The sequence below is a fragment of the uncultured Psychrobacter sp. genome (assembly GCF_947500265.1).
Lineage (GTDB): Bacteria > Pseudomonadota > Gammaproteobacteria > Pseudomonadales > Moraxellaceae > Psychrobacter.
In genome coordinates this window covers 154576-177276 of sequence record NZ_CANMRN010000001.1, presented here as the reverse complement: position 1 = coordinate 177276, position 22701 = coordinate 154576, and the positions used below count along the sequence as shown (strand labels likewise).

General features: G+C 42.4%; 19 protein-coding genes. 16 read left to right on the top strand and 3 right to left on the bottom strand.

The features are described from left to right. The first annotated feature begins 286 nt into the window (after positions 1-286). The 11 genes from Q0788_RS00760 to Q0788_RS00710 all read left to right on the top strand — a co-directional run bounded on the left by Q0788_RS00760 (position 287) and on the right by Q0788_RS00710 (position 12736). Positions 287-616, top strand: coding sequence for a hypothetical protein (locus Q0788_RS00760; protein WP_057760815.1), 330 nt, complete (start codon positions 287-289; stop codon positions 614-616). A gap of 175 nt (positions 617-791) precedes the next feature. Next, positions 792-1289: a peroxiredoxin gene (locus Q0788_RS00755; RefSeq protein WP_298807236.1), complete on the top strand. Its 498-nt coding sequence runs from the start codon at positions 792-794 to the stop codon at positions 1287-1289. 159 nt (positions 1290-1448) lie between these two features. After that, positions 1449-2939 (top strand): dihydrolipoyl dehydrogenase, encoded by a 1491-nt coding sequence (locus Q0788_RS00750; protein ID WP_298807235.1) that lies wholly within the window; start codon positions 1449-1451, stop codon positions 2937-2939. A gap of 161 nt (positions 2940-3100) precedes the next feature. Next, on the top strand, positions 3101-4285 hold the full coding sequence (locus Q0788_RS00745; protein ID WP_298807234.1) for a mechanosensitive ion channel family protein: 1185 nt from the start codon (positions 3101-3103) through the stop codon (positions 4283-4285). Between the two features lie 150 nt (positions 4286-4435). Next, positions 4436-6742 carry a bifunctional 23S rRNA (guanine(2069)-N(7))-methyltransferase RlmK/23S rRNA (guanine(2445)-N(2))-methyltransferase RlmL gene (gene rlmKL / locus Q0788_RS00740; RefSeq protein WP_298807233.1) on the top strand — a complete coding sequence of 769 codons (2307 nt, stop codon included), beginning with the start codon at positions 4436-4438 and terminating at the stop codon, positions 6740-6742. Between the two features lie 279 nt (positions 6743-7021). Next, positions 7022-7597: a TerD family protein gene (locus Q0788_RS00735; protein ID WP_057760825.1), complete on the top strand. Its 576-nt coding sequence runs from the start codon at positions 7022-7024 to the stop codon at positions 7595-7597. 227 nt (positions 7598-7824) lie between these two features. After that, complete coding sequence (locus tag Q0788_RS00730; RefSeq protein WP_057760827.1) at positions 7825-8892, top strand: DUF475 domain-containing protein; 1068 nt, start codon at positions 7825-7827, stop codon at positions 8890-8892. A gap of 249 nt (positions 8893-9141) precedes the next feature. Next, positions 9142-10062: a glutaminase gene (locus tag Q0788_RS00725; RefSeq protein ID WP_298807231.1), complete on the top strand. Its 921-nt coding sequence runs from the start codon at positions 9142-9144 to the stop codon at positions 10060-10062. Between the two features lie 454 nt (positions 10063-10516). Beyond that, the gene (locus Q0788_RS00720) at positions 10517-11092 is read left to right on the top strand and encodes a TerD family protein (RefSeq protein WP_057760832.1); all 576 of its coding nucleotides are present in this window, start codon (positions 10517-10519) and stop codon (positions 11090-11092) included. A 206-nt stretch (positions 11093-11298) separates the two neighbouring features. After that, the gene (locus Q0788_RS00715) at positions 11299-12051 is read left to right on the top strand and encodes a TIGR00266 family protein (RefSeq protein ID WP_057760834.1); all 753 of its coding nucleotides are present in this window, start codon (positions 11299-11301) and stop codon (positions 12049-12051) included. 76 nt (positions 12052-12127) lie between these two features. Continuing rightward, complete coding sequence (locus Q0788_RS00710; RefSeq protein ID WP_057760836.1) at positions 12128-12736, top strand: TerD family protein; 609 nt, start codon at positions 12128-12130, stop codon at positions 12734-12736. 122 nt (positions 12737-12858) lie between these two features. On the opposite strand, the gene Q0788_RS00705 is transcribed toward Q0788_RS00710, so the two are convergent. Then, a complete protein-coding gene (locus Q0788_RS00705; RefSeq protein ID WP_298807230.1) occupies positions 12859-14133 on the bottom strand; it encodes a TerD family protein in 1275 nt (424 codons plus the stop codon). A 288-nt stretch (positions 14134-14421) separates the two neighbouring features. On the opposite strand from Q0788_RS00705, the gene Q0788_RS00700 reads away from it, so the two are divergent. Beyond that, the gene (locus Q0788_RS00700; protein WP_298807229.1) at positions 14422-15561 is read left to right on the top strand and encodes an ATP-grasp domain-containing protein; all 1140 of its coding nucleotides are present in this window, start codon (positions 14422-14424) and stop codon (positions 15559-15561) included. Between the two features lie 127 nt (positions 15562-15688). Here the strand turns inward: Q0788_RS00700 and Q0788_RS00695 are convergent, their stop codons facing one another. Together Q0788_RS00695 and Q0788_RS00690 are read right to left on the bottom strand one after the other, a co-directional pair. Next, a complete protein-coding gene (locus Q0788_RS00695) occupies positions 15689-16429 on the bottom strand; it encodes an MHYT domain-containing protein (RefSeq protein WP_165596807.1) in 741 nt (246 codons plus the stop codon). A 122-nt stretch (positions 16430-16551) separates the two neighbouring features. After that, positions 16552-17259 carry a hypothetical protein gene (locus tag Q0788_RS00690; RefSeq protein WP_298807225.1) on the bottom strand — a complete coding sequence of 236 codons (708 nt, stop codon included), beginning with the start codon at positions 17257-17259 and terminating at the stop codon, positions 16552-16554. A 722-nt stretch (positions 17260-17981) separates the two neighbouring features. Here Q0788_RS00690 and Q0788_RS00685 point away from each other — a divergent pair. From Q0788_RS00685 to Q0788_RS00670, 4 genes are read left to right on the top strand one after another with little or no spacing between them, the layout of a single operon-like run. Continuing rightward, on the top strand, positions 17982-19208 hold the full coding sequence (locus Q0788_RS00685) for a trypsin-like peptidase domain-containing protein (RefSeq protein ID WP_298807224.1): 1227 nt from the start codon (positions 17982-17984) through the stop codon (positions 19206-19208). Positions 19209-19250: 42 nt separating this feature from the next. Beyond that, a complete protein-coding gene (locus Q0788_RS00680; protein WP_298807223.1) occupies positions 19251-20567 on the top strand; it encodes a phosphoribosyltransferase domain-containing protein in 1317 nt (438 codons plus the stop codon). A 42-nt stretch (positions 20568-20609) separates the two neighbouring features. Then, positions 20610-21440, top strand: a complete 831-nt coding sequence (locus Q0788_RS00675) for an HAD hydrolase family protein (RefSeq protein WP_298807222.1) — start codon at positions 20610-20612, stop codon at positions 21438-21440. Between the two features lie 52 nt (positions 21441-21492). Then, positions 21493-22674 (top strand): cysteine protease StiP domain-containing protein, encoded by a 1182-nt coding sequence (locus Q0788_RS00670; protein WP_298807663.1) that lies wholly within the window; start codon positions 21493-21495, stop codon positions 22672-22674. Positions 22675-22701 lie beyond the last annotated feature (27 nt).

Here is a 22701-nt window from a genome sequence, read left to right as displayed (position 1 = left end):
GGCGCGCTTATTCCGCTATCCTTCGTTATGTTTAAATCATATCGAACCGACTATGTATTAACGCTAAACGCTGCGTGAAATGATGAGACCCATCAACATTCGCGCAACATTCGCTTGCATTAACACAGCACGTCGTTCTTGTATTCTAATCGACATACTTGCTATCGTATGAACGATTATATTTATCGAAAGATGTACACGACGATATCGGTCACTCATATATTGATGAGTTGACTTTGCATTGAGCAAAAGATAAAAAATTGACGCTACCCGTAAGAGGAAATTTATGAAGTTGTTGCCAGTACTACCCCTAGCCTTAGCGGCCCTGTTTGCCATGCCACAAGCCAACGCTGCTGACATTAAACAAGACAATATCAATTCATGTGTCAATGGCGCAGTCAAATACAAAGTCGCTGACAAAAGCAACGCAACCAAACTATGTAACTGTACTATTGGTGTGCGCAGCAACATGACTATCGGTCAAATGTGGGAAATCGAAAGCTACGCACAAGACAAGAAAGACCCTTCTAACCTGCCATATGTGAAAGCGATGCAAAAAGATTTGCAGCAGTGCACCGTTGGTTTGGATTTGAAGAAGCCGCAAAAACCTGCTTAACTTCTAATCGTTTGATATACAAAAGACTGGCTATTGCCAGTCTTTTTTGTTGCCAATGAATGGGCAAAGTGTAAAACTGATTATTTATTTCTACTAATCTGCCTATAATAAGAACACTATAAATAGAACCATCATTAAGCCAATACACATAACTAAAACTAATAAGGATTTTACAATGGCCAAGCCAACAACAGAAACCATTCACCTACCTGATTTTCCAGTAACCATAGTACGCAAACTTGCTGGTAACTTTATTCATGATGAAATCAATCTAAAAGAAATGGTCGCCAATACCGATAAAGGCCTTATTCTCTATTTTTATCCCAAAGATAATACGCCAGGCTGCACCACACAGGCAACAGAGTTTACCTCGCACCTTCATGACTTCGATGAATTGGGCTACGACATTATTGGCGTCTCTCGTGATAGCGTTGAATCTCATGAAAAATTTATCGACAAATATGACTTACAGATTCCACTCATCAGTGACGCTGATGAAAAGCTATGCCAGTATTTTGACGTTATCAAAGAAAAAAATATGTACGGTAAAGTTACGTTAGGCCTTGTACGTTCAGCATTTGTATTCGATAAAAACAGTGAGCTGACTCATGCTCAGCGTAACTTACGTGCTAAAGACTATACCAGTCGCTTACTGACTATATTGGCGCCATAATTATTGGTGCCATAATTATTGGTTCTGTAATTAAGTCAGTATTATTGACGTTGTAGTTAAATCAATACTTATAATAAGAACGATAAAAACCGAATAAAAAATATAAGCCAAGCATTCAGTCTATTACTGAATACAACCTTGCCCCTATTAGAGAATAATTTGAATAAACAATCTGACACGACCACTGACGATACGCCAAAAGAAGTTACGCGTAAAGTATCTGTCGCTATTATCGGCGCGGGTACCGCAGGTCAAAACGCTTTTCGCCAAGCAAGTAAAATCAAAGATGACGTGGTCATTATTAATGAAGGATTTTGGACCACGACCTGTATTGCGGTCGGCTGTATGCCTAGTAAGCTGCTAATTGCAGCTGCTGACCGCGCACACGATGCCAACCATTCTGCTGAGTTTGGTATTCATGCAACCGCGCAAATTGATGGCAAACGAGTCATGGAACGTGTACGTGACGAACGCAGTCATTTTGCCAGCTACATTAAAAAACAAGTAGACAGCTGGCCTGATCATAAGAAAATCGACGGTCGTGCTCGTATCAATGAGCAAGGGCTAATCGAGGTCAATGATGAGCTGATTGCTGCTGAGCAAATCATTGTCGCCACAGGTAGCTCGCCGTTTATTCCTGATGGATGGGCGGATAAGCTTAGTGATACCATGCTAACGTCTGATAGTGTCTTTGAGCTTGAAGACTTACCAAAAACGATGGCTGTCGTCGGTGCTGGCGCTATTGGTTTAGAGCTTGCACAAGCGTTTACACGCTTGGGTGTAGAAGTCACGCTGCTAAACCGTGCCAAACAAGTGGCTGGTCTAAAAGACGATGATATTAATAATAAAGCCATGGATTGCTTAAGTCATGAATTAACCATGCATCTAGGCAGCGAAATTACCGATGTAGGTACAACAGCAGATGACGGTAATAAAAGTGCATTTATCGATTATGAAGATAGTGCTGGTGAGTCTCAGCAATGGCAAGGTGAGTACGTATTAGTTGCTACTGGTCGTCGCAACAATATTAAGCAGCTAGGTGTCGAAAACTTAGGTGTCGAGCTAGACGATAAGAACCGTCCAAAAAACTTGAGTAAAAAAACAGGCCAAATTGGCGACTTAAACGTCTATATCGTTGGTGATGCCAATGCTAATATTCCGTTACTGCATGTGGCTAGCGATGAAGGCTATAGTGCGGGCAGTATGGTCTGCGAAAACACAGAAGCGGCCTATATTCGCCCACCTGCGACGCCGTTTTCTATCGTATTTTGCTCACCGCAAATCGTTAATGTTGGTATGTCGCTACCAGAGATTCAAAAAGATTCAGAACTCGAATTTGTTATCGGTAGCGTAAGCTTTGATAATCAAGGACGTAGCCGTGTAATGGGTGTCAACTGCGGCTTACTACATATCTATGGCTGCAAAAAGACAGACAGGATTTTGGGCGCTAGTATGGTCGGTCCTGATGCTGAATATATCGGTCATATACTTGCTACAGCGATTACCAATGATTTGAGTATTAAAGACATGCTCGACACTCCTTTTTATCATCCAACGATACTAGAGGGACTACGTACTGCTCTACGTGATGTACAGTACAAAATGGAGATACCTTTCCAATCTCAAGACGCTCAAGAAAACAATTTTTAATCTACTAATTGGTTAGTTCCTCAAGTCAGTAATAATTTCAAACTGGTACTAATGAGTTTGAAGCCTTGCCCCTATTTGATTGCTTTGTCAACTTGATGTAATTTATAAATAGATATTCGTTTATAAATTTTTGTACAAACATACCCTGCATGGACGAAAAAATGCCAATCGCTAGTGTTACCGACTTTTTTGAAGAGATCATTCGCGACTTACATACTAGCCTATATCTTGCTCTCGGCGGTTCTATAGATGAAGAGTCACTTAATTGGTCCTCTCAAGCAGTAGAATTGGCGAGCACTGGCATCAAAATCCTAATACTGCTTGCGGTATTGGGATTTTTTTATTGGTTGGCCAATTATATCCTTAGGCAAAGCCGAGACAAAATTCGGTTGAACGAGCGCCGCACTAAGATTGTCCGTTCAGTTTTGCGCTATGTCTGGATTGTCGCCAGTCTGATAGCGATTATGAGTCAGATAAACTTTGAGCCAGAAACTATCAAAGCCACCGCAAAGGCAAGTACTTGGGCCGGTATCTATTACGTACTTTGGGCATCATCAGGACAAATCATTCACAGAGTCCTACAGCACTATGGTCTCAATGCTTCCATAGAGCAGCTACTCAAAAATATTTTATCTGTATTACTATTGGTACTCGGGCTTGCCAGCGTCATGGCGCAATTTGGCTTTGACATTGTATCGTTGGTGGCGGGTTTGGGTATTGTTGGTTTGGCGGTTGGTTTCGCCGCTCAGTCTACCCTTGCTAATTTTATCGCTGGTATCACCATTCTGCTTGAGCAATCTTTCCAAGTTGGTGATTGGATTCATATCAATGACAATGAAGGGCGTGTGGTACTTATTGCTTTACGCACCACTCATATCCTCACTCGAGACAATATTACTGTCATTATCCCAAATTCCAACGTTGCTTCTTCTGAAGTGATTAACCTGACTTCCAAAAACTTTATACGTTTTGATATTCGTGTACGTATCGCGTTCGAAGATGATATCGAAACGGCTCGCAAGGAAATATTGCAAGTACTTAGCGATACCGATGCGGTGCTTAATCGTCCTGAAACCTCAGCGACCGTGGCAGAAATCGGCGAATACGGGGTGTTCTTTATCGTACGCTTTTGGGTTAAACCAGCTGCCGTTGCCCGCATACCCAAAATCAAAGAAGTGCTGCAAGAAGAAATTAAAATTGCATTTGATGCTGCCAGCATTTCTACGCCCTATCCGCATATGCGATTGCTGATGCCAAAGGATGTTGACTACCCTATTGCGACCAAGCCCTTTGCAACCACAACTCAAATCGTCCCAGAGGAATTACCCCTGACGAAGGATGAGTAGAGAATTTATTGTCACGTATTTAGCTATCACATCTTAAAATCTTAAACACGGCTACTTTGAACCATCCTACTGTGAATTATGGTAAAATTGCCGGTTACACCGATTATCTTATTATTTGCTTTTTTGTCAATTTAGCCCACAGGTACCCGTATGACCGAACAAACCGCGCCCGCATCTCTAACAGCAGCTTCACCAGAGTTGTCGCTTGATCTTATTATTACCTGTGCCGATGGGCTTGAGGCACCACTGCAGACTGAGCTAACCAGCTTTGGCATTGACAGCGAAATCAAAAGTACCGGTCGACTAGCCGTAACTGGCGGCTTACGTGAGCTATATACTATTTGCCTATGGTCACGCGTGGCCTCGCGGGTATTGATGCTGATTAAACGTAAAAATATCAATGCAGAATACGACGTTGCGGAGCAGCTATACGGCTTGGCAAAATCGGTCAATTGGACTGAGCAGTTTAGCCTAGAGCAAACCTTTGCTATTCGTCTGTCTGTCGATAAGCGTGTCGCTGTCAGTCAGCAGTTTGCTATGCTACGTATCAAAGATGCTATTGCCGATACCTTTAACGAAGTTTACGACAGCCGTCCTAACGTCGATAGCAAAAATCCAGACTTCTCTGTTTTTGCAACCATTAATGACAAGCAAGCTGAGTTGTATTTAGATTTATCCGGTACCAGTTTGCATCGCCGTGGTTACCGTGTGGCCATGACAGAAGCACCATTAAAAGAAAACTTAGCAGCTGCCCTACTCTATAGTGCTGGTTGGCACAAGAAAAACGAAGCTGGCGACGCACCTTTCTATAATGCGTTAATCGACCCAATGTGCGGCTCTGGAACGTTCCTTATCGAAGCGCTATTGATGCATTGCGACTATGCCGTGGGTATCGACAAAGCTGCCAATCAATTTGGCTTTTACCAGTGGCAGCATCATGACGAGACGTTATGGCAAGAAATGATTGATAATGCTCAAACGCGTTTCCGCGAAGCATTAGAGATTGCCAATGAGCAGCCTGATACATTGCCACTTATGTTGGGCTTTGATGCTGATAGTGGTGCGATTCTTGCCACAGAAAAGAACTTAATTGCCGCAGGTTTACAGGACATTTTACCGCTACTCGATATCGAACATCGTGCGCTTGACCAGCTCAGCAACGTGCTCAAGCCATTGGTCAATGATGGTCGATTGAGCAATCCTTTGGTCATTACCAACCCACCGTATGGTGAGCGTTTGGGTGATGAAGAAATGATTAAGCCGTTGTATCAAGCAATTGGGCTGATATTACAAGACAGCTTTGCCGGTAGTGGCATTGACCCGATGCTTGGCATATTGGCCTCTCATGTTGAACAAGTAGATATTCTACCGATTAAAGAACCAAAAACTTTACGCTGTCATAATGGTGCTATCACCGTCTATTTCCGCTACGGAACACTTATTGCTGGGCAAACGGGCAATCTTGTTAGTCGTTTTGAGAAACGCGAGATTGAAGTAGAAGATGGTCAAGACTTTATCAATCGTCTGCAAAAAAACCTTGCTAAACTTAAGAAGTTGGCCAAAAAAGACAACGTAAGCAACATTCGTGTTTACGATGCTGATTTACCTGATTTCAAAGTCGCGATCGACTTGTACGGTGATTACGCGCATGTGCAAGAATATGCGCCGCCAAAGACCATCCCACCTGAGACTGCAAAGAAACGCTTTAACTTGGCATTGATGGGTATCCGTGAAGTCTTTGATATTAACCGTGAACAGATCTTTATCAAAACGCGTGCCCGTCAGTCTGGTAACGACCAATACAGCAAGCAGAACACCACAGAAAAACGTGGCAAGTTTCACGTTGCGCGCGAAGATGGTGCCTATCTGTATGTCAACTTTACAGATTACTTAGATACTGGTCTGTTTATCGATCACCGTAATATGCGTGCTCGTATCAAGGACAATAGCCGCGGTAAAGCAGTACTTAACCTGTTTGCTTATACTTGTACCGCAAGTGTGCATGCAGCGCTTGCTGGTGCGAAAAAAGTCACTAGCGTTGATTTGTCACAGAACTATCTGGATTGGGGCAAACAAAACTTTGTCTTGAACGGTTTGGACGTTAGCCGCAATAAGTACCAGTTCGTTGCTGCCGATATCTTTGAGTGGATAAAAGACAATACCGAACAGTTCGATGTTATCTTTATTGATCCACCGACTTTCTCAAACTCTAAGAAGTTTCAAGGTACTTTTGATGTGCAACGTGACCATGCTGCACTGATTAATCGTGCCATGAACCGCCTCACCTCTGATGGCGTCTTGTACTTTTCTAACAACTTTACGCGTTTTGAGTTAGATGAGCAGTTGACTCAGCGTTACGACATCATTGATATCACTCAAAAAACCATTGGCTTTGATTTCAATATTAAGAAGCCGATTCATCAAAGCTTTGAGATTCGTCATCGTCAAAGTCTATAATTCGAAGTTTTAGATTTACAGTTTAGAATCTAAAGTCCGTAAACAGGATTTTGATAAATAAGACTATAGGTTTATAAGGGCAATATAAGTACCTGAAACTTCTGTTTTTTGCCGAATGTATATGAAATATAACAATGGCCCAATCAGCTTTGATTGGGCCATTTTTTGTTGCTATGATAGAGCGTTACTAGGCGATGGATTTGCGCAGTTATTGCGTAAGCATCGCCTTTTTTCGATGATCTTATAAAACCACTAACATCTAATAAAAAGGATAACACCATGGCTTTATCACTTAATAAAGGCGGTAATTTATCGCTAACGAAAACTGACCCAAATTTAACCAAGCTACTTATCGGTCTTGGTTGGGACGAGCGTGCCACTTCTGGTGCTGAGTTCGATCTTGATGCTAGCGTGTTTTTGTTAAATGGCGCGGGTAAAGTGCGCGGCGATCATGACTTTATCTTTTATAATCAGCTGAAGTCTGACAATGGCGCTGTTGAGCATACTGGTGACAACCGTACTGGCGAAGGCGACGGTGATGATGAAGTTATCAAAGTAAATCTCACTCAAGTACCTGCAGACGTAGATAAAGTAGTCGTGACAGTGACTATTCATGACGCTGCTGCTCGCAGCCAGAACTTTGGTCAAGTCGCAAACGCCTTTATCCGTGTCGTCAATGAAGAAACAGGCACTGAAGTGGTACGTTTTGATCTAGCAGAAGACTACTCTGTAGAGACAGCGATGGTGTTTGGCGAAGTATATCGTCACAACGGCGAATGGAAATTCCGCGCGGTTGGTCAAGGCTATTCAGGCGGTTTGCAAGCGATGTGTCAGCAATACGGTGTCGATATCTAGAACCATTATTTACTGGTATTTAGTCTGTTATTAGTCACTGTCATCACGTCCAAAATAGCAAACCGCCATCGTTGCAAATAGTCACAATTTTTAATGGCCAAATGACTAGTAATGCTTTACGTTTCGTTTAAAATTATGCATAAAAAGTGGTTAGTAATAACCGCTTTTTTGCGGTTCATGCCTATACTAGGTAGACCTTAGCTTTACGCAACCATACAGGATGTGTCATGAGACATTTTTATTTAGACTTTATCTTCACCGCAATTGCTTTGGCAATAGCAGCATGGTGGGGATATTCACATGGCGGTATGGGTGGCATGATAGCCACTCTTTCTATTACCGCTATTTTGGCCGTCATGGAGATTTCATTATCTTTTGATAATGCGGTGGTCAATGCTTCAGTCCTTAAGGGCTGGGACGAATTTTGGAAGAAGATATTTTTAACCGTTGGTATCCTAATCGCCGTATTCGGTATGCGATTGGTCTTCCCTATTGTCATCGTCGCGGTTACTGCAGACCTTGGTATGATGGAAGTCATCAACTTGGCTTTATATAGCCCTGAAGAGTACTCAGCAAGACTAATGGCACACCATGCGGAAATCTCAGCATTTGGTGGTATTTTCTTACTATTGGTATTCTTGAACTTTATTTTCGATGACAAAGAAGTACATTGGTTTGATTGGCTTGAAAGCCGTTTAGCCAAGCTAGGCAAAGTCGATGCCATGAGCGTATTTGTAGCGCTTATCGTCTTGATGATTGCGGTATCGTGGGCTAATGCAGAGCAGTCAAGTGCTGTTCTAATCGCAGGTGTTTGGGGTATCTTGGTTTATCTGGGCGTACAGGTTGTATCAGGTATGCTTGAAGGTGATCTGGAAGAAGACCTAGAAAACGAAGAAAATGGTTCGGGCGCTGCGGCGACCAGTGCCATTATGAAAGGCGGTATCATTGGTTTCTTATACTTAGAAGTCCTAGATGCCTCATTCAGTTTCGATGGTGTGATTGGCGCATTTGCAATTACTAATGACGTGATTGTTATCATGTTAGGTCTTGCGATTGGTGCGATGTTCGTACGTTCTATGACTATCTTCTTGGTAGACAAAGGCACGCTTGACGAGTTCATCTATCTTGAGCATGGCGCACATTATGCCATCGGCGCATTGGCACTGATTATGCTATTGTCAGTGAAGTTCCATGTGCCAGAGATTATCACTGGTCTGATTGGTATAGCCTTTATTGGTTGGGCGCTGCTAGCGTCACTTCAGCATCGTAAAGCTGAGAAAGCAAGCCTAAACTAAGGCATGTTCTCAGTGTAGTCTGTATCTAGTTATACATCTAAACAGGTCATATCATCAGGTATGGCCTGTTTTTTTGTCATACTGTTTTTGCCACCCTATCAGGTCATATCGAAGTCCCAAAAATATCGAAATAACCAATAATTGAGACAATCAATGGTTAAAATTACGTTTGCCCTGTTACTATTACCCTATCTTCAGTTAAAATCCTCGTCCTTAAATAAATTGTCGAAATAAGACCCTATAAACGATATGCAAAAAATTCTTGATGATATTGCCGCAGAGATGGCAAGTGAAACTGACCGCGGCAAAGTGGCAGATTATATTCCGCAATTGGCCCATATTGATCCTAATCAGTTCGGTATAGCCGTAGCGACTCCTGATGGGCATATGTATGCAGCAGGTGATGCAAGCACTCTGTTTTCCATCCAAAGTATCTCTAAGGTATTTACCTTAACCATTGGTCTTGGCAAGCTAGGCGATACACTTTGGACACACGTCGGACGCGAACCATCTGGCGATCCTTTTAATTCAATTGTGATGCTAGAACATGAATCTGGCCGACCGCGCAACCCATTTATCAATGCTGGTGCCATTGCAGTTGTCGACGCCATCATGATGGGACATGAGCCAAAAGAGACACTAGGTGAAATCCTGCAGTTTGTTCACCTCATTGCAGATGATGAGTCCATTCGCTTTGATCATAAAGTAGCGGCTTCTGAGATGGCGCACAAGGATCGAAATGCCTCTCTGGCGCACTTTATGAAATCCTTTGGTCGTTTAAGACACGATGTGGATAATGTATTGGGTACGTATTTTCATCAGTGCTCAATTGCAATGAACTGCCAACAGTTGGCCAGTGCTGGTCTTTATTTAGTGTCTAACGGAGTTGATAAGCACTCAGGAGTACGTGTAATCAATGAAAAACGAGCACGCCGTATTAACTCGTTGATGATGATGTGTGGTCATTATGATGGCTCTGGGGAATTTGCTTACCGCGTGGGTTTGCCAGGCAAAAGTGGTGTTGGTGGCGGTATTTTGACGATAGCACCTGGTAAAGGGTCTATCGCGGTTTGGTCACCAGGGCTTGATCATGTAGGTAACTCTAAGCTTGGACTAAAAGCACTAGAGCGCTTCGTACAAAAAACTGGCTGGTCGGTTTTTGCAGAATAAGAGATACATGTATATTTATTTAAATAGGTTTTTTATATAATGCCATGCTCTCATACTAGCTGCGAAGCATACCTAAGCCATGAGTTAGTTTGTTCTAAGCCTATATAGTCAGTTGGTGCTTTTTAAAGCGATTGTTTTATCTAAGCTACCTTTGCGCTAAACCCCTTTTGTATGAAACATTACTTTTCATAACAATATCTTAACGACTATTGCTAAGTTGATTAGAAATTATCAAAGATACAGAAGTATTATGTCCCTTAGTAAGCATATAGTAAGCGCACAAAATACGCCTTGCTTAGTGAGCAAACGCTTAGTATAGTAAAACGTAATGATATGCAGGGCATAGCGTACAGGTAAGTTTTTATTGTTTGCTCTGAGGTATCAGTCACTGCACAACTTTTAGTTTATTTTTTATCACTCAATCCACTTAACTATTAATCCAAAGGATATTTGTATGGCTATTAGCTTAACAAAAGGCGGCAACGTAAACTTATCAAAAGAAGCGCCAGGTTTAACTAACATTACAGTCGGTCTAGGCTGGGATCCACGTGCCACTGACGGCCAAGAGTTTGATTTAGATGCAATCGGTTTCTTGATTAACGAAGCAGGCAAAGTCCGTAACGACCAAGACTTTATCTTTTTCAACAACCTAAAATCAGACAACGGCGCTGTTGAGCATACTGGTGATAACCGTACTGGCGAAGGCGATGGCGATGATGAGAAAATCAAAATCAATCTTGCAAGCATCCCAGCTGACGTCAACAAAGTAGCTATCTGTGCAATCATTTATGAAGGCCAAGCACGTAACCAAAACTTCGGTCAAGTTGGTGATGCTTATATTCGCGTTGTAAACGACAATGGCGAATCTGAAATCGCTCGTTATGACCTATCAGAAGACGGCAGCACTGAAACAGCGATGATTTTCGGTGAATTATATCGTCACAGCGGTGATTGGAAATTCCGTGCGGTCGGTCAAGGTTTCAGCGGTGGTCTAGGACCATTAGCAGCCTCTTATGGCGTAAATGTTTAACGTTAAAACCAACGTAAACGTTTAGCAAGCCAATTATCATAATCAGATGCCTGGTTATGATCCAATGAGCCATCAAGTGTGCCCCTTTAACGCATTTGATGGCTTTAAATTTAATTGGCTTATCATTAAAAGCTATAGAGCACCTAAAAGCACACACACACATTAAGAGCATTTAACAAAGATATTAGAATAAGGATTTGCAAGCCATGGCCGCAACATTCAGTTTAATCGGTACTATTGAACCTTTTTTGCATTGTAATCTTAAAAAAGGTGATTCAATTTATTGTGAAGCCAACGCGATGGTAATGATGGAGTCCAATCTTGAGCTGAAAGGTAAGCTACAAGGTGGGCTGATGCAGTCACTGATGCGCCGCTTTGCAAACGATGAATCGTTGTTCCAACAGCAGATTGAGGCAGTTAATGGTGAGGGCGACTGTTTGCTTGCGCCTACGCTCGATGGTGATATGCAAATCATAGAAGTTGGTAAGCAGCAGTATACATTGAGTGATGGTGCGTTTGTCGCGGCTCAAACTGGCGTCGATATCAGAGCAAATATTCAGCGCAACTTAGGCGGTGCAGTATTCGGTGATACAGGCGGCTTCATGGTGATGCAGACCCAAGGCCAAGGTCAAGTCGTGGTATCTGGTTTTGGCTCGTTGTTTGAGATTGATGTCACACCAGACAAAGACGTCATCATTGATAATGGTCATGTGGTCTGCTGGGACTCAAATCTTGAATACAAATTGTCAGTTTCGACCAGTAAGAAAAAAGGCATCATGAGCAATATTATTAACTCCGTCACCAGTGGCGAAGGCATGGTTCTGAACTTTTCAGGAAGTGGCAAAGTCATTATTTGCTCGCGCAATCGTGACAGTTATCAAGGTTGGATACAAAGCGTCCTAGGTAGTAGCTCAGGCGGACGTGGCGGCGGTGGCGGCTTTTTAGACAATATCTTATAGCACTTTTCGCAATTTATACCAATTTCTAACTTTATTTTTAAACGGTTTTACTCACAATTATTATAAGGATACTCACATGGCAGTTAGTCTTCAAAAAGGTCAAAAAATCTCCCTAAGCAAAGAAGCTGGTGGCGAGCTGACTCAAGTTAAACTAGGTCTAGGCTGGGATGTTGCGCAAGGGCCACAAGATAAAAAAGGTGGCTTCTTAGGAAAATTATTCGGCGGCGGTTCTGGTGGTGACTCTATCGACTTAGATGCTTCATGCATTATGTTTGATGCTAACAAGCAAGCGGTCGATGCCATTTGGTTCAGTCAGCTAAAATCGAAAGACGGCAGTATCGTACATACTGGTGATAACCGTACTGGCGACGGTGATGGTGATGATGAAGTCATCAATGTCGATCTCTCAAGAGTACCTGCTAATGTGGTCTCATTGGTATTTACGGTCAATAGCTTTACTGGTCAAACGTTTGAGACAGTAGAAAATGCGTTTTGCCGTATCGTTAATGCCAATAACAATAGCGAAGTAGCACGTTATAACTTGTCTGCGCAAGGTGGACATACAGCGATGGTAATGGCAAAAGTTTATCGTCATAATAATGAATGGAAAATGCATGCGATTGGCGAGACAGCCTCTGGTCGCACCTTCCACGATCTAATGCCTGCTATCACACCGCATGCATAATTGACTTGAGACTTTAACTGGATTATTACCAATCTAGTTAAACAGTTTATTTCAAAAAGAGCGGCCCATCTATCAATAGTTGGGCCGCTCTTTTATGTTTATTGTGTATATCTTAAAAAACACTATTTACGTCCACGCTTCCAGCTAAAGCCCCAGCTAAATGCTTTGTCCATTTCTTGGTGACCTTTGAAGTATTGGTTGATACGCTCAACATTGATACTGCCTTGCTGATTAACCAAACGGGCAATGGCACACATTGGTAGATTACCCGCACCTTCGGTCAAACGTGTCTCAATCGGTGATTGCTCTGGCACATGGATAGTCACAACCCCATCAGTTTTTTCCCAGTTAGGTGCGCCTTCGTAAATAAATGCAAAGATAAACACCTCTTCAATCTGCGACCATTGCTGACCATTGATATCCAGCCATTCACCGCCGCTTACCTGCCCCGTTCTATCATCCGCACGTAAACAAACATAAGGCGCTGATTGCAAGCTACCAAAGCGATTTCCCAACGCTTGAATCAGGGTTTTTTCACCATTTTTTAGATGGATCATAGCGCCGACATCTAAATCGATACCGTTTGATTGATGCTGCTTAAACAGATCTCCCAGTATCCCTTTCTTAGGCGCTGCTTTATCACTTTGGGGGCGTTGGTTCCAGTCTAAATTGACCGAAATTTTGCCGAAATCATCACGTTTCTTAAGATTGATGCTAGATTGGTTTTTAGTTAAGGTGATTTTACTTAAGTTAATCGAAGGGTTAGCAGGAATTGGTGGTGGGTTGTTAGTTTGAGACGTGTTGCCTGCTTTCTGCGTATTGATTGGTCGCTGCGTGTTGATAGGTTGAGGTTGGCTTTGTACAGGGTTATGATTTTGGGCAGGTACGTCATCAGCGATTTCCACACCGAAATGCTCAGACAAAGGTTTTAACCCTCCCTCAAATCCTTGTGCGATAAAACGGAACTTCCAGCTTCCTTGTCTGCGATAGCATTCAGCTAATATAATGGCTTTTTCGTTACGGCCTGCACTACTCAGCTGACAGGTCATCAGCACTTGACTGCCCTGTAATACTTGAATATCCACATCGCCAACTTGCGACAGTGTTTGCGCACTAGAGAACGCTAGGGCAATTTTCTCAATACTTGCAGGCTGTGCAGACAAATTGATATCAAAAAACCCATCACTGTCATGACCGCGAAAGCTAACACTACCATCATCGCTACGTGTCTGACCATAAAATATCATGTCTCCATCACCGCGTACTTTGCCGTCAGTAGTCAGACGGTAAGCAGCACAATCAATAGCATTTTGGCTTAAAATACGAATGCTAATATTTTCAGTTGGTAGTGGCGCATTGGCACCTGCAATTAATTTTTGAGGTTGGTTTTGACTCATCATATGTCCTTTAGATTATTTATTATGCTGTTGTCATTGTCATGCTGACTATCATCATATAGTAGCATGGATATTATGAATTTTTTGAACCAGACAATCACGATATAAGCGCTAAAGTCATCCTTACAAATCCCTATGACTATTTTATTAGAGGCGTTTATAACGCATATCATTTGTATATAATACGTCCTATTGAACCGTATACCTTTGCTAGTATTAATACTAGATTTGCAGTAGCAGTATTGACTTGCCCATTCCCCTACACCTAATGATAACGCTGAGAGAATTATGAATAATCTTGCTGACAATAGTAACCCTTCAATGCCAGTAGCGGCGTGGTTAGCTGAAGGTCAATCTAGCCAGCGTGATATGTTGGAGAGCTTACAAAGTCTAAAGAGCAAATCAAATAACCCTTTTCAAGTTATTGCCTCACACCGTCATGATAGACCTGAGATTTTCGAATTCGCCGATATGGTTTATCGTGAGCCATCTGACTCGATCGTAGATACTGATATCCAAACGACTGCCGAAACTGCTATACCACGCTGGCAGTTCGTATTGAAGCAAGCTCAGAAGCATAACGTAAAAGTAATACTAACTGGACGCAATGGTATTGATTATGAAGTGCATCGTGAAAAATTTGACGCTGCGGGTATTCGCTTATTGACGGGGGCAACCAGCGTAACGGCACTAGAATCAATCGATGATAAATTTGCTTTTATGCAGCATTGTCACACTCATAACATTCCAGTGGCAGACGCATGGCGTTTTGACAATACGGCGGAGCTTGAGGCTTTATTAGCCGAGCATGGTGACCAGCCTCTATGTGTTAAACCTGTTGTCGGTATTTTTGCCCAAGGGTTTTGGCGACTGGACTCTGGTAAAGAATATGGCGAGCAATATGATAGCTTTGAGCACTTATATTTTACTGAAGAGAAAAAAATCAACACAGCTCAGTTTGTGAATGCCTATACCAACAGCCAAATGGTACACGAGCGCCCTATTCCAATGCTGCTAATGCCTTATCTGTCAGGGCAAGAGTACTCTATCGATGTAGTCTGTGAATATGGCGAAGTCCTAGCTGCTGTCACTCGTCATAAAACAGGAAAGATACAACACGTTGGTTATGAGCAGTCTGTCATGGATGTCGTAATCCCATTGATTAGGGCTTTTGGCTGTGATGGTATCGTCAGTGTACAGACCAAAGCTGATGATAGCGGTCAGCACCGAGTTCTTGAAATTAATAGCCGTCCATCAGGTGGCATTGGGTATACCTCTCATAGTGGGATTGATTTGACTCAAGCTGGATTTTCTTATTGGTTGGGGCTATCAGAGAGACCTAACTTAGAGACCAATATTCAGCATATTAAACCATGCCAAGTACGCTCTATTATGATGAGTGTCAAAATTGAAAAGGATGATGAATAAATAATCCGCTACGCATACACGTGGTTAGCAGATGATTTGAACAGACACAAAAAAGGTTTTTAGATTAATATCTAAAAACCCTTGTTTATTTTCATTTTTAATTGATATTAAAAATGAGCGTTTAAAATTACTCGCCAAATGCTAGTGTTGCTTGCTTAGGTGCGTTTTTAGAAGCAATGACCCATAGTAAGCTCAATACGATTGCTGAACCGATGAAGATCATAATTGATGAAGATATGGCACCTGCATGCGTATAATCCATAGACATTGAGTGATCAGTCATCGTCATTTCCATCGCGGCTATCCCAGTGTAATGCATACCACAAACTGCCAGACCCATGATGAAGGCACTACCAAAACGCTGTAATGTACCACGTAGATTGAATGCCAACCATAGCGCAGCGATAGCAGCTGCAATAGCAATCACAATCGATAAGATAAGCAGCGGTATATTGTATGACATGGTAGCGTCCATCTGCATAGAGGCCATACCGGTATAATGCATAGCTGCAACACCCAGTCCAGTAAGTACGCCGCCACCGATTAACTTAGCAACGCTTGGTTCACCACGACCTACGATAACAATACCAACTGCAACGAAACAAATCGCGAGTAGCATTGAGACAATTGTTAGCCCTAAGTCATAAGTCACAGGCATCTTCATATCTACAGCCATCATACCGATATAATGCATAGACCAAATCGCACCACCGATAGCAATCGATGATAGCGCTACCCAAAAATACAAATCCGTTCCTGGCTTAGCAGAAGGTACTCGAATGGCAAGGTTTAAGCCAACATAAGAACCAAATACTGCAATGGCGTATGAGACCAACACCAAAAGTAAGTTATATTCAACTTCCATCATTTTTTTGCCTTTTATCTATCATAAGAATTGAGTCAAATAACGTTACTTTTATTGCAACATGGTGCGTCATTCGCTCGTTGATTTTTTTGCATAGACATGAAATTATCTACACGCAGTTTTTCTTACCCAATGGTAAATTCACAAATATTGGTACTGCCTGCGCCGCAGTTAGTCTCTTTAACTTGAACCACATCTATAGCAGGGTTGCTTGCCAAAAAGCCTTCTATATAGCCCACAATAAAATGGCATCCTGAGTGAGTATGATCTGACGACTTACAGAATGGACATTTGATTAAATAGATCACATTATTCTTTGCTTTAACTTTAGACAGACCTTTTAGTGCTGGCACAAGCTCACGAGTGATCGTAGTAGGCATCTTTAGTGGGCTACCAAGTGAATAATCACGCTGGTAAATACCGCCGCCAACCTTACGACCCAACTCTTGCAATGCAGTCACACGTCGCTCAATAGGTAAACTATCCTCATACTGGCTGACAATATCTGCTATTTTAGGGTAATAAGCACCGATGGCTGATAAGACGCTTTTTTCATCCAATGTCTTTTTTGCAGGGGCAGCTGACGAGCCGCCCTCTTCATCTATTTCTAGATTAAAAAGCGTACAGCCTTCAATTGAAGACAAGTCATCGATTAGATCTGCTTGCGTTTTAGAGCCTAGGCTTCTTGCGATTACATGAATGATATTACCACCATTCTCTGAAGCCTCTTGTCTTTGGGAAACCAGCTGATAACCTGCTTTGATAAGCGGCGAAATAACATTGACCAGACGAATACGTTCAGAAGACGTTTCTAATGCACAAGAGAATTTCACAGAGCACTCCTTTTCTTAAAATACTGCTACGCTTTCTTATATCAAGCCATTTAGATAAACTGATGTGAATAACGTTTCAAAGGTCCGACCAACTGGCTTTCTCACAATATAAAAGATATGCAGACATCAACCATGTGACAGTTTTTATATATCTTTTATATTATAAGAAATGAACTATATTCAGTAGATGAAACTTCGATTTTTATAGTTATTAAGCATACAAGTGCTCTAACTACTAGAAATTCATTAATCGAGAAACAGCAATAAGCTTGAAAATAAGATTAGAATTAATAGGTTTAAATCAAATACTATTTTTAAACTTTACAGATAACACTTGGTCACAGTAGAGTTACTAAATAGCAATAGATTTTGATTGTATTATCACTGGAATTTGGTTTTGTAGCAATACACTACATGGCTTTGTCCGATAAGTGGCTACATTAACCGACAAATGGCTAGACTATAAAACCTCATCATTATTTTCTAAAAGGAATTAATTATTAAAAGGGATTTTGAAACTATTTAAACCTATATATCTTGATATATCTATTATGCAATTAATCTTAATTGTTTATTAAAACATCCATTAGCGTTTTTTCTTTTTGGAATGGTAGGTTTAAAACAAAATCAAAACCCTTTATATAGTCAGACTTTAGTCTCAAAGATAAAATCATTAAACAATAAAAATAATTATAATCGCGCAAATAAACTAAGGAAATGTGATGTCGAAGCAAGTCGAATTAGTGCTAGGAGCCAATACGGTTATCGAAAATACAAAGTGTGCGATCGCATTTTCTACTACTAAACCATTAGAGTTTGGACAGCAGCTTGGACTATTGTGGTTGCCATTAGATGCCCATCGTAAAGCGGTTTGTAGTCCTGCTTATTTACATGAGTCTAAAGACTGGGCTCAGCTCGATAACAAGGATAATCCAAGTACATGGCAGTTAGATTTACCCCAGCTATTTGATACGCTTGGCGTTAGTTTCTTACAACTGATTGCTTATGTTTATCATGAGCCAAGCCTAAACTTGCCAGCGGTAGAGTTGAACGACGTAAGCCTCACGCTCAACAACGGAGATATTCGCTATAACTTCACAACGAACGAGCGGCATGTCAAAGCGGCGATTATATTAGAAATATATCAGCGTAATGGACAGTTCAAATGTCGGGCGCTTGGTGAGGCATCAACGCAAGGCTTAGCAAGCCTTGAGCATCATGTACAGGTTAGTCTGAATGTTCGTCCGCCTAGCACACATACGCTTATTCAAGAAGCGCAACAGCAGCAGCGTATTCAACTAAATAACGAAGCTCGCCCTCCCCGTCATGTACAAGCAGGCGAGACTTGGACAGGAACAGCGTTTGCTATTGATCCCTATCATCTGTTGACCTGCTATCATGTAATTGAGTCAGCAGCGATGGTTGGCATACGTCAGCAAGGTCAGCCTGATCGCGAGGCACAAGTCGTACTCAGCGATATCGGAAGCGACTCAGCTATTATTAGAGTTAGCGATCCTTTGCCTAGCTACCTCCCACTGGCGCAGCAATGTGTTGATATATTGGGTGAGACTATTACCACACTGGGGTTTCCGTTATCAGGACTGAGTAGCCAACTGCAAGTCACTCAAGGCTGTATATCAGGACTGACAGGTTTAAATAACGATATCCGTCATACGCAATTCACCGCACCCATTCAGCCTGGATCTAGTGGTAGTCCTTTATTATTGCCGACTGGAGAGGTGGTCGGTATGGTCACATCAAGTCTGGTTCATGAACATGCACAAAATATGAACTATGCGGTGAAATTTCAGTTATTATCTGCCCTACTGGCGAGCGCTGGTATAAGTTTGGAGAACACGTCTGATTTGACCAGTGCTACGCCTCTTACCACACCTCAGCTAAGCAAGCAAAGTCGCAGTGCCTTATGGCTGGTTGGCTGTCAGGGTTAAAAATCTACGACGACATATAATTAAAAGCGCCAAGGAATATGAATGTTAAATGAGCAACACAGTACGACCATCACCCTACCCCGTGGTACGCTAGATCTAACTTATCAAACCAACTCAGCCACTAATAAATCAGTCACTAATAAAAATGGCGCAGAACAACACGCCCATTATCAGTTAGAAGATTTGCTAGGATTTGCCCAGCGTATTAATCCAAAGCGTGCGTTTTTGTTTGTCTCAAAAGTACTAGGTCGTCATATTCCCGTTGCGCCAAGCACTATGCGAGAGGCATTTACTGATTTAGCTGACTTAGTGCCTAGTGACTTGGCCGAGCCAGTGCTAGTCATTGGTATGGCAGAGACCGCTGTTGGTCTATCTGCTGGCGTCCATCAAGCATTGCAAACGCGCTATCCTCCAGCTCTGCTATTAAACTCTACGCGTCATGCACAGCACGATGAAAGTAGTGATCCGAATGGTACCAAATCCTTGCTGACGACATTTTGTGAAGACCACAGTCATGCGAGCCAGCATTTGATTTATCAGAGCAAAGATAGCGTTACTCAAGCGCAGCTACTGGCCAGTAAAACACTGATTATGGTCGATGATGAAGCCTCAACGGGCAATACCTGTGTGAATGTCGTCACTGCCTTACGTGAAGCAGGACTGAGCCAGTTAGAGCAAGTGCATCTAACAACATTGGTAGACTGGTCATTAGATCAAGAAACATCTAATCCACAGTCAGATGCTAAGCCTACACGTATGGCCGATCGTCTCGCTGGTATTGAGTTTCATCGTCATCATTTACTGTCTGGCGCATGGCAATGGACTGATGCACCCAATCCTGAACCTATTACAATGCCATCTGTTGATACTACTGCCGCTGGTAGTCAGGCGCTCGGTGATACGGGTAATTGGGGGCGTTTTCCAACACTAGACAGTACAGAGGGTTTTGCTAACTATCTTTCGAGTTTTCAAGCTGCATTTACGCGCTTCGATGGCCAAGAAAACTTTGATGTTACTCAGCTACCAAGAAAAATCTTAGTCTTGGGTAGCAATGAGTTTGTTTGGTTGCCATTTTTATTGGCTGAATGGCTTGAAATAGAGTCTAAAAAACTGAGCGGAGATACAGCGTCCATGGTTAATTTTAGTGCATTAACCCGTTCACCGATTGCGCTTGGTGGAGCGATTACCACGATGCTGAGCTTTAGCGATAATTACGGGCTTGGTATGACCAACTTTGCTTATAACGTTGAGCCTAGTGATTGGGATTTGATTGTGTTGTGTATAGAAACATCAGCTGATAGTGTGGATGCTATGTGGCGAGGTTTAGATAACGTGCTGGTGGTGGGCCCTAGTCTTTAAATTGCTCTCTAACTTTCAAACCTATTATTTACGGACGACACCATGACTACCTCATTTTTTAAAGCCAACCCAGATATCATCAAGCCTTATGCCTTGATGGATTTAGACGATACGTTATTCCAAACCCAGCGTAAAATTGATGCATGGGACTTACCCACTACTGAGCGTGAAACTTTGGTTTGTGCGACGGTCAATAAACAAGACGAGCCTTTGAGTTTTATGAGCCAGCGCCAAGCAACCTTTTTTAATTGGTTGCTTGCTAGTACTGAATTAATTGTAGTGACGGCAAGGGATCGTAGTGAAATAAAACGTGTGAAGCTGCCTTTTGATAGTTGGCAAGTATTAACCCATGGAGCGGTTATTTTAATGTCTGACGGAGCGCTGCTGAGCAGTTGGCAGCAGCATATGTATAGTAAGCTTGCGCCATTGCAAGTTAAGCTTACTAAGTTAAGCCAGTTATTTGCCAATCATAGTCAAAGCGAGCAAAGTCATTTAGTATTTACACCGCATATCGATAGCTTTAACAATGGTTCCGTTGATGAAGAGCTAACCATTTATCTGGCTATCAAACATGCGCAAAAAGATCATCAAGCGCTCGTAGATTTAGCTGAAAAACTGCCCACTCTGATACGTGATTTTGATCAAGATTTCTATGTACATGTGAATGCCAATAACCTAGCGATATTGCCCCATGTCGTTCATAAGCGTCATGCGGTACAGTTTTTATTAGAGCATCATTTAGACCATCAGCGTCCCAGTTTTGGTTTTGGTGATAGCTTAGCTGACCTGCCTTTCTTACAGTTATTGGACTGGTACGGTATGCCCAATCATGGCCAATTGCATGAGCAATACCCGTCTAAATCGTCAGGCTAAACTGCAGCCACGCAAATCCACTGTTATCATTCCGAGTGCTATTATTCATACTATGACTTTTCCTAATATACAGACCAAAAGAGCCGATTTAAAAAACTATGGCTCAGGCAGCTATCTTGCAAGCGATGTGACTGTCCTACTCGATATGGTGGATAAAGACGCGGTTGCCGATGTGCCCGTCAGTCAAAAAGAAGCCCTTATCCAAAGCGGCCAACGCCATTACTCTGACATGCTGACTTTAGAGCAAGCACCTACTGCAATGCATGAGCAGCTATACAAGCAGGCATTAGAGCAAGGGTCAACAAGAACCGCGACCGATATCGCTCATTTATCTCATACGCTATATCATGTTTTTCAGCAGAATGTGAGTGATGAGCATCCACTGGTTTTGGTCAGTTTGGTACGAGCAGGTTTGCCGATTGGCGTGTTATTGCAACGTGCGCTGTCGGATACAGACAGTAGCTATCGCTTGCCAAGTGTACATTATGGCATCAGTATCATTCGGGATCGTGGTCTTGACCCAGTGGCCCTGCAAATGCTACTGGAAGCTTATCCAAACAGTCCGATTGTATTCGTCGATGGCTGGACAGGTAAAGGTGCCATCTATCAAGAGTTGGCTCGTAGTCTAGAGACGTTTAGCGATTCTACTCATGTTAATTTTGCCAACATTTTCCATCAAGGCGCTGACGTCATTCCACTACTGACTCTTGCCGATCCGGCTGGCGTTGCTTGGCTGGCGGCAAGTGAAGAAGACTGGTTGATCCCATCGGGTTTATTGAATAGCACCGTATCGGGATTAATTTCACGCAGCTTATACACGGAGCCGTCATCAGGCCTGCATCGCAGTGTCTTTTATGATGATTTAATTGAGGTAGATCACAGCTTGGCATTTATCGAGCATATAGATGCAACGAGACGATCATCGGCTACTACTCCAGCGCGTTTACCGACTTACCAGCAGCCACGCTACCAGACGGCTGCGTTGATAGAGACGTTGGCAGCAGATTATCATATTGTCAATCGTAACCGTATTAAGCCGACTATTGCTGAGGCAACACGTGCCATATTGCGCCGTGATCCAGAGCGTATATTGCTCGCCACCGCTGAGCACCCTGATACCGTACTGCTACGCCATTTATGTGCGCAACGAAATATCACTATCAGTGTATTAGGTGATAAAATACTGCCTTATCAAGCCATCACGCTTATCAAGCAGCGCTCCCAAGACACTTAATACATTTACCAGTATTAAATACTTTCT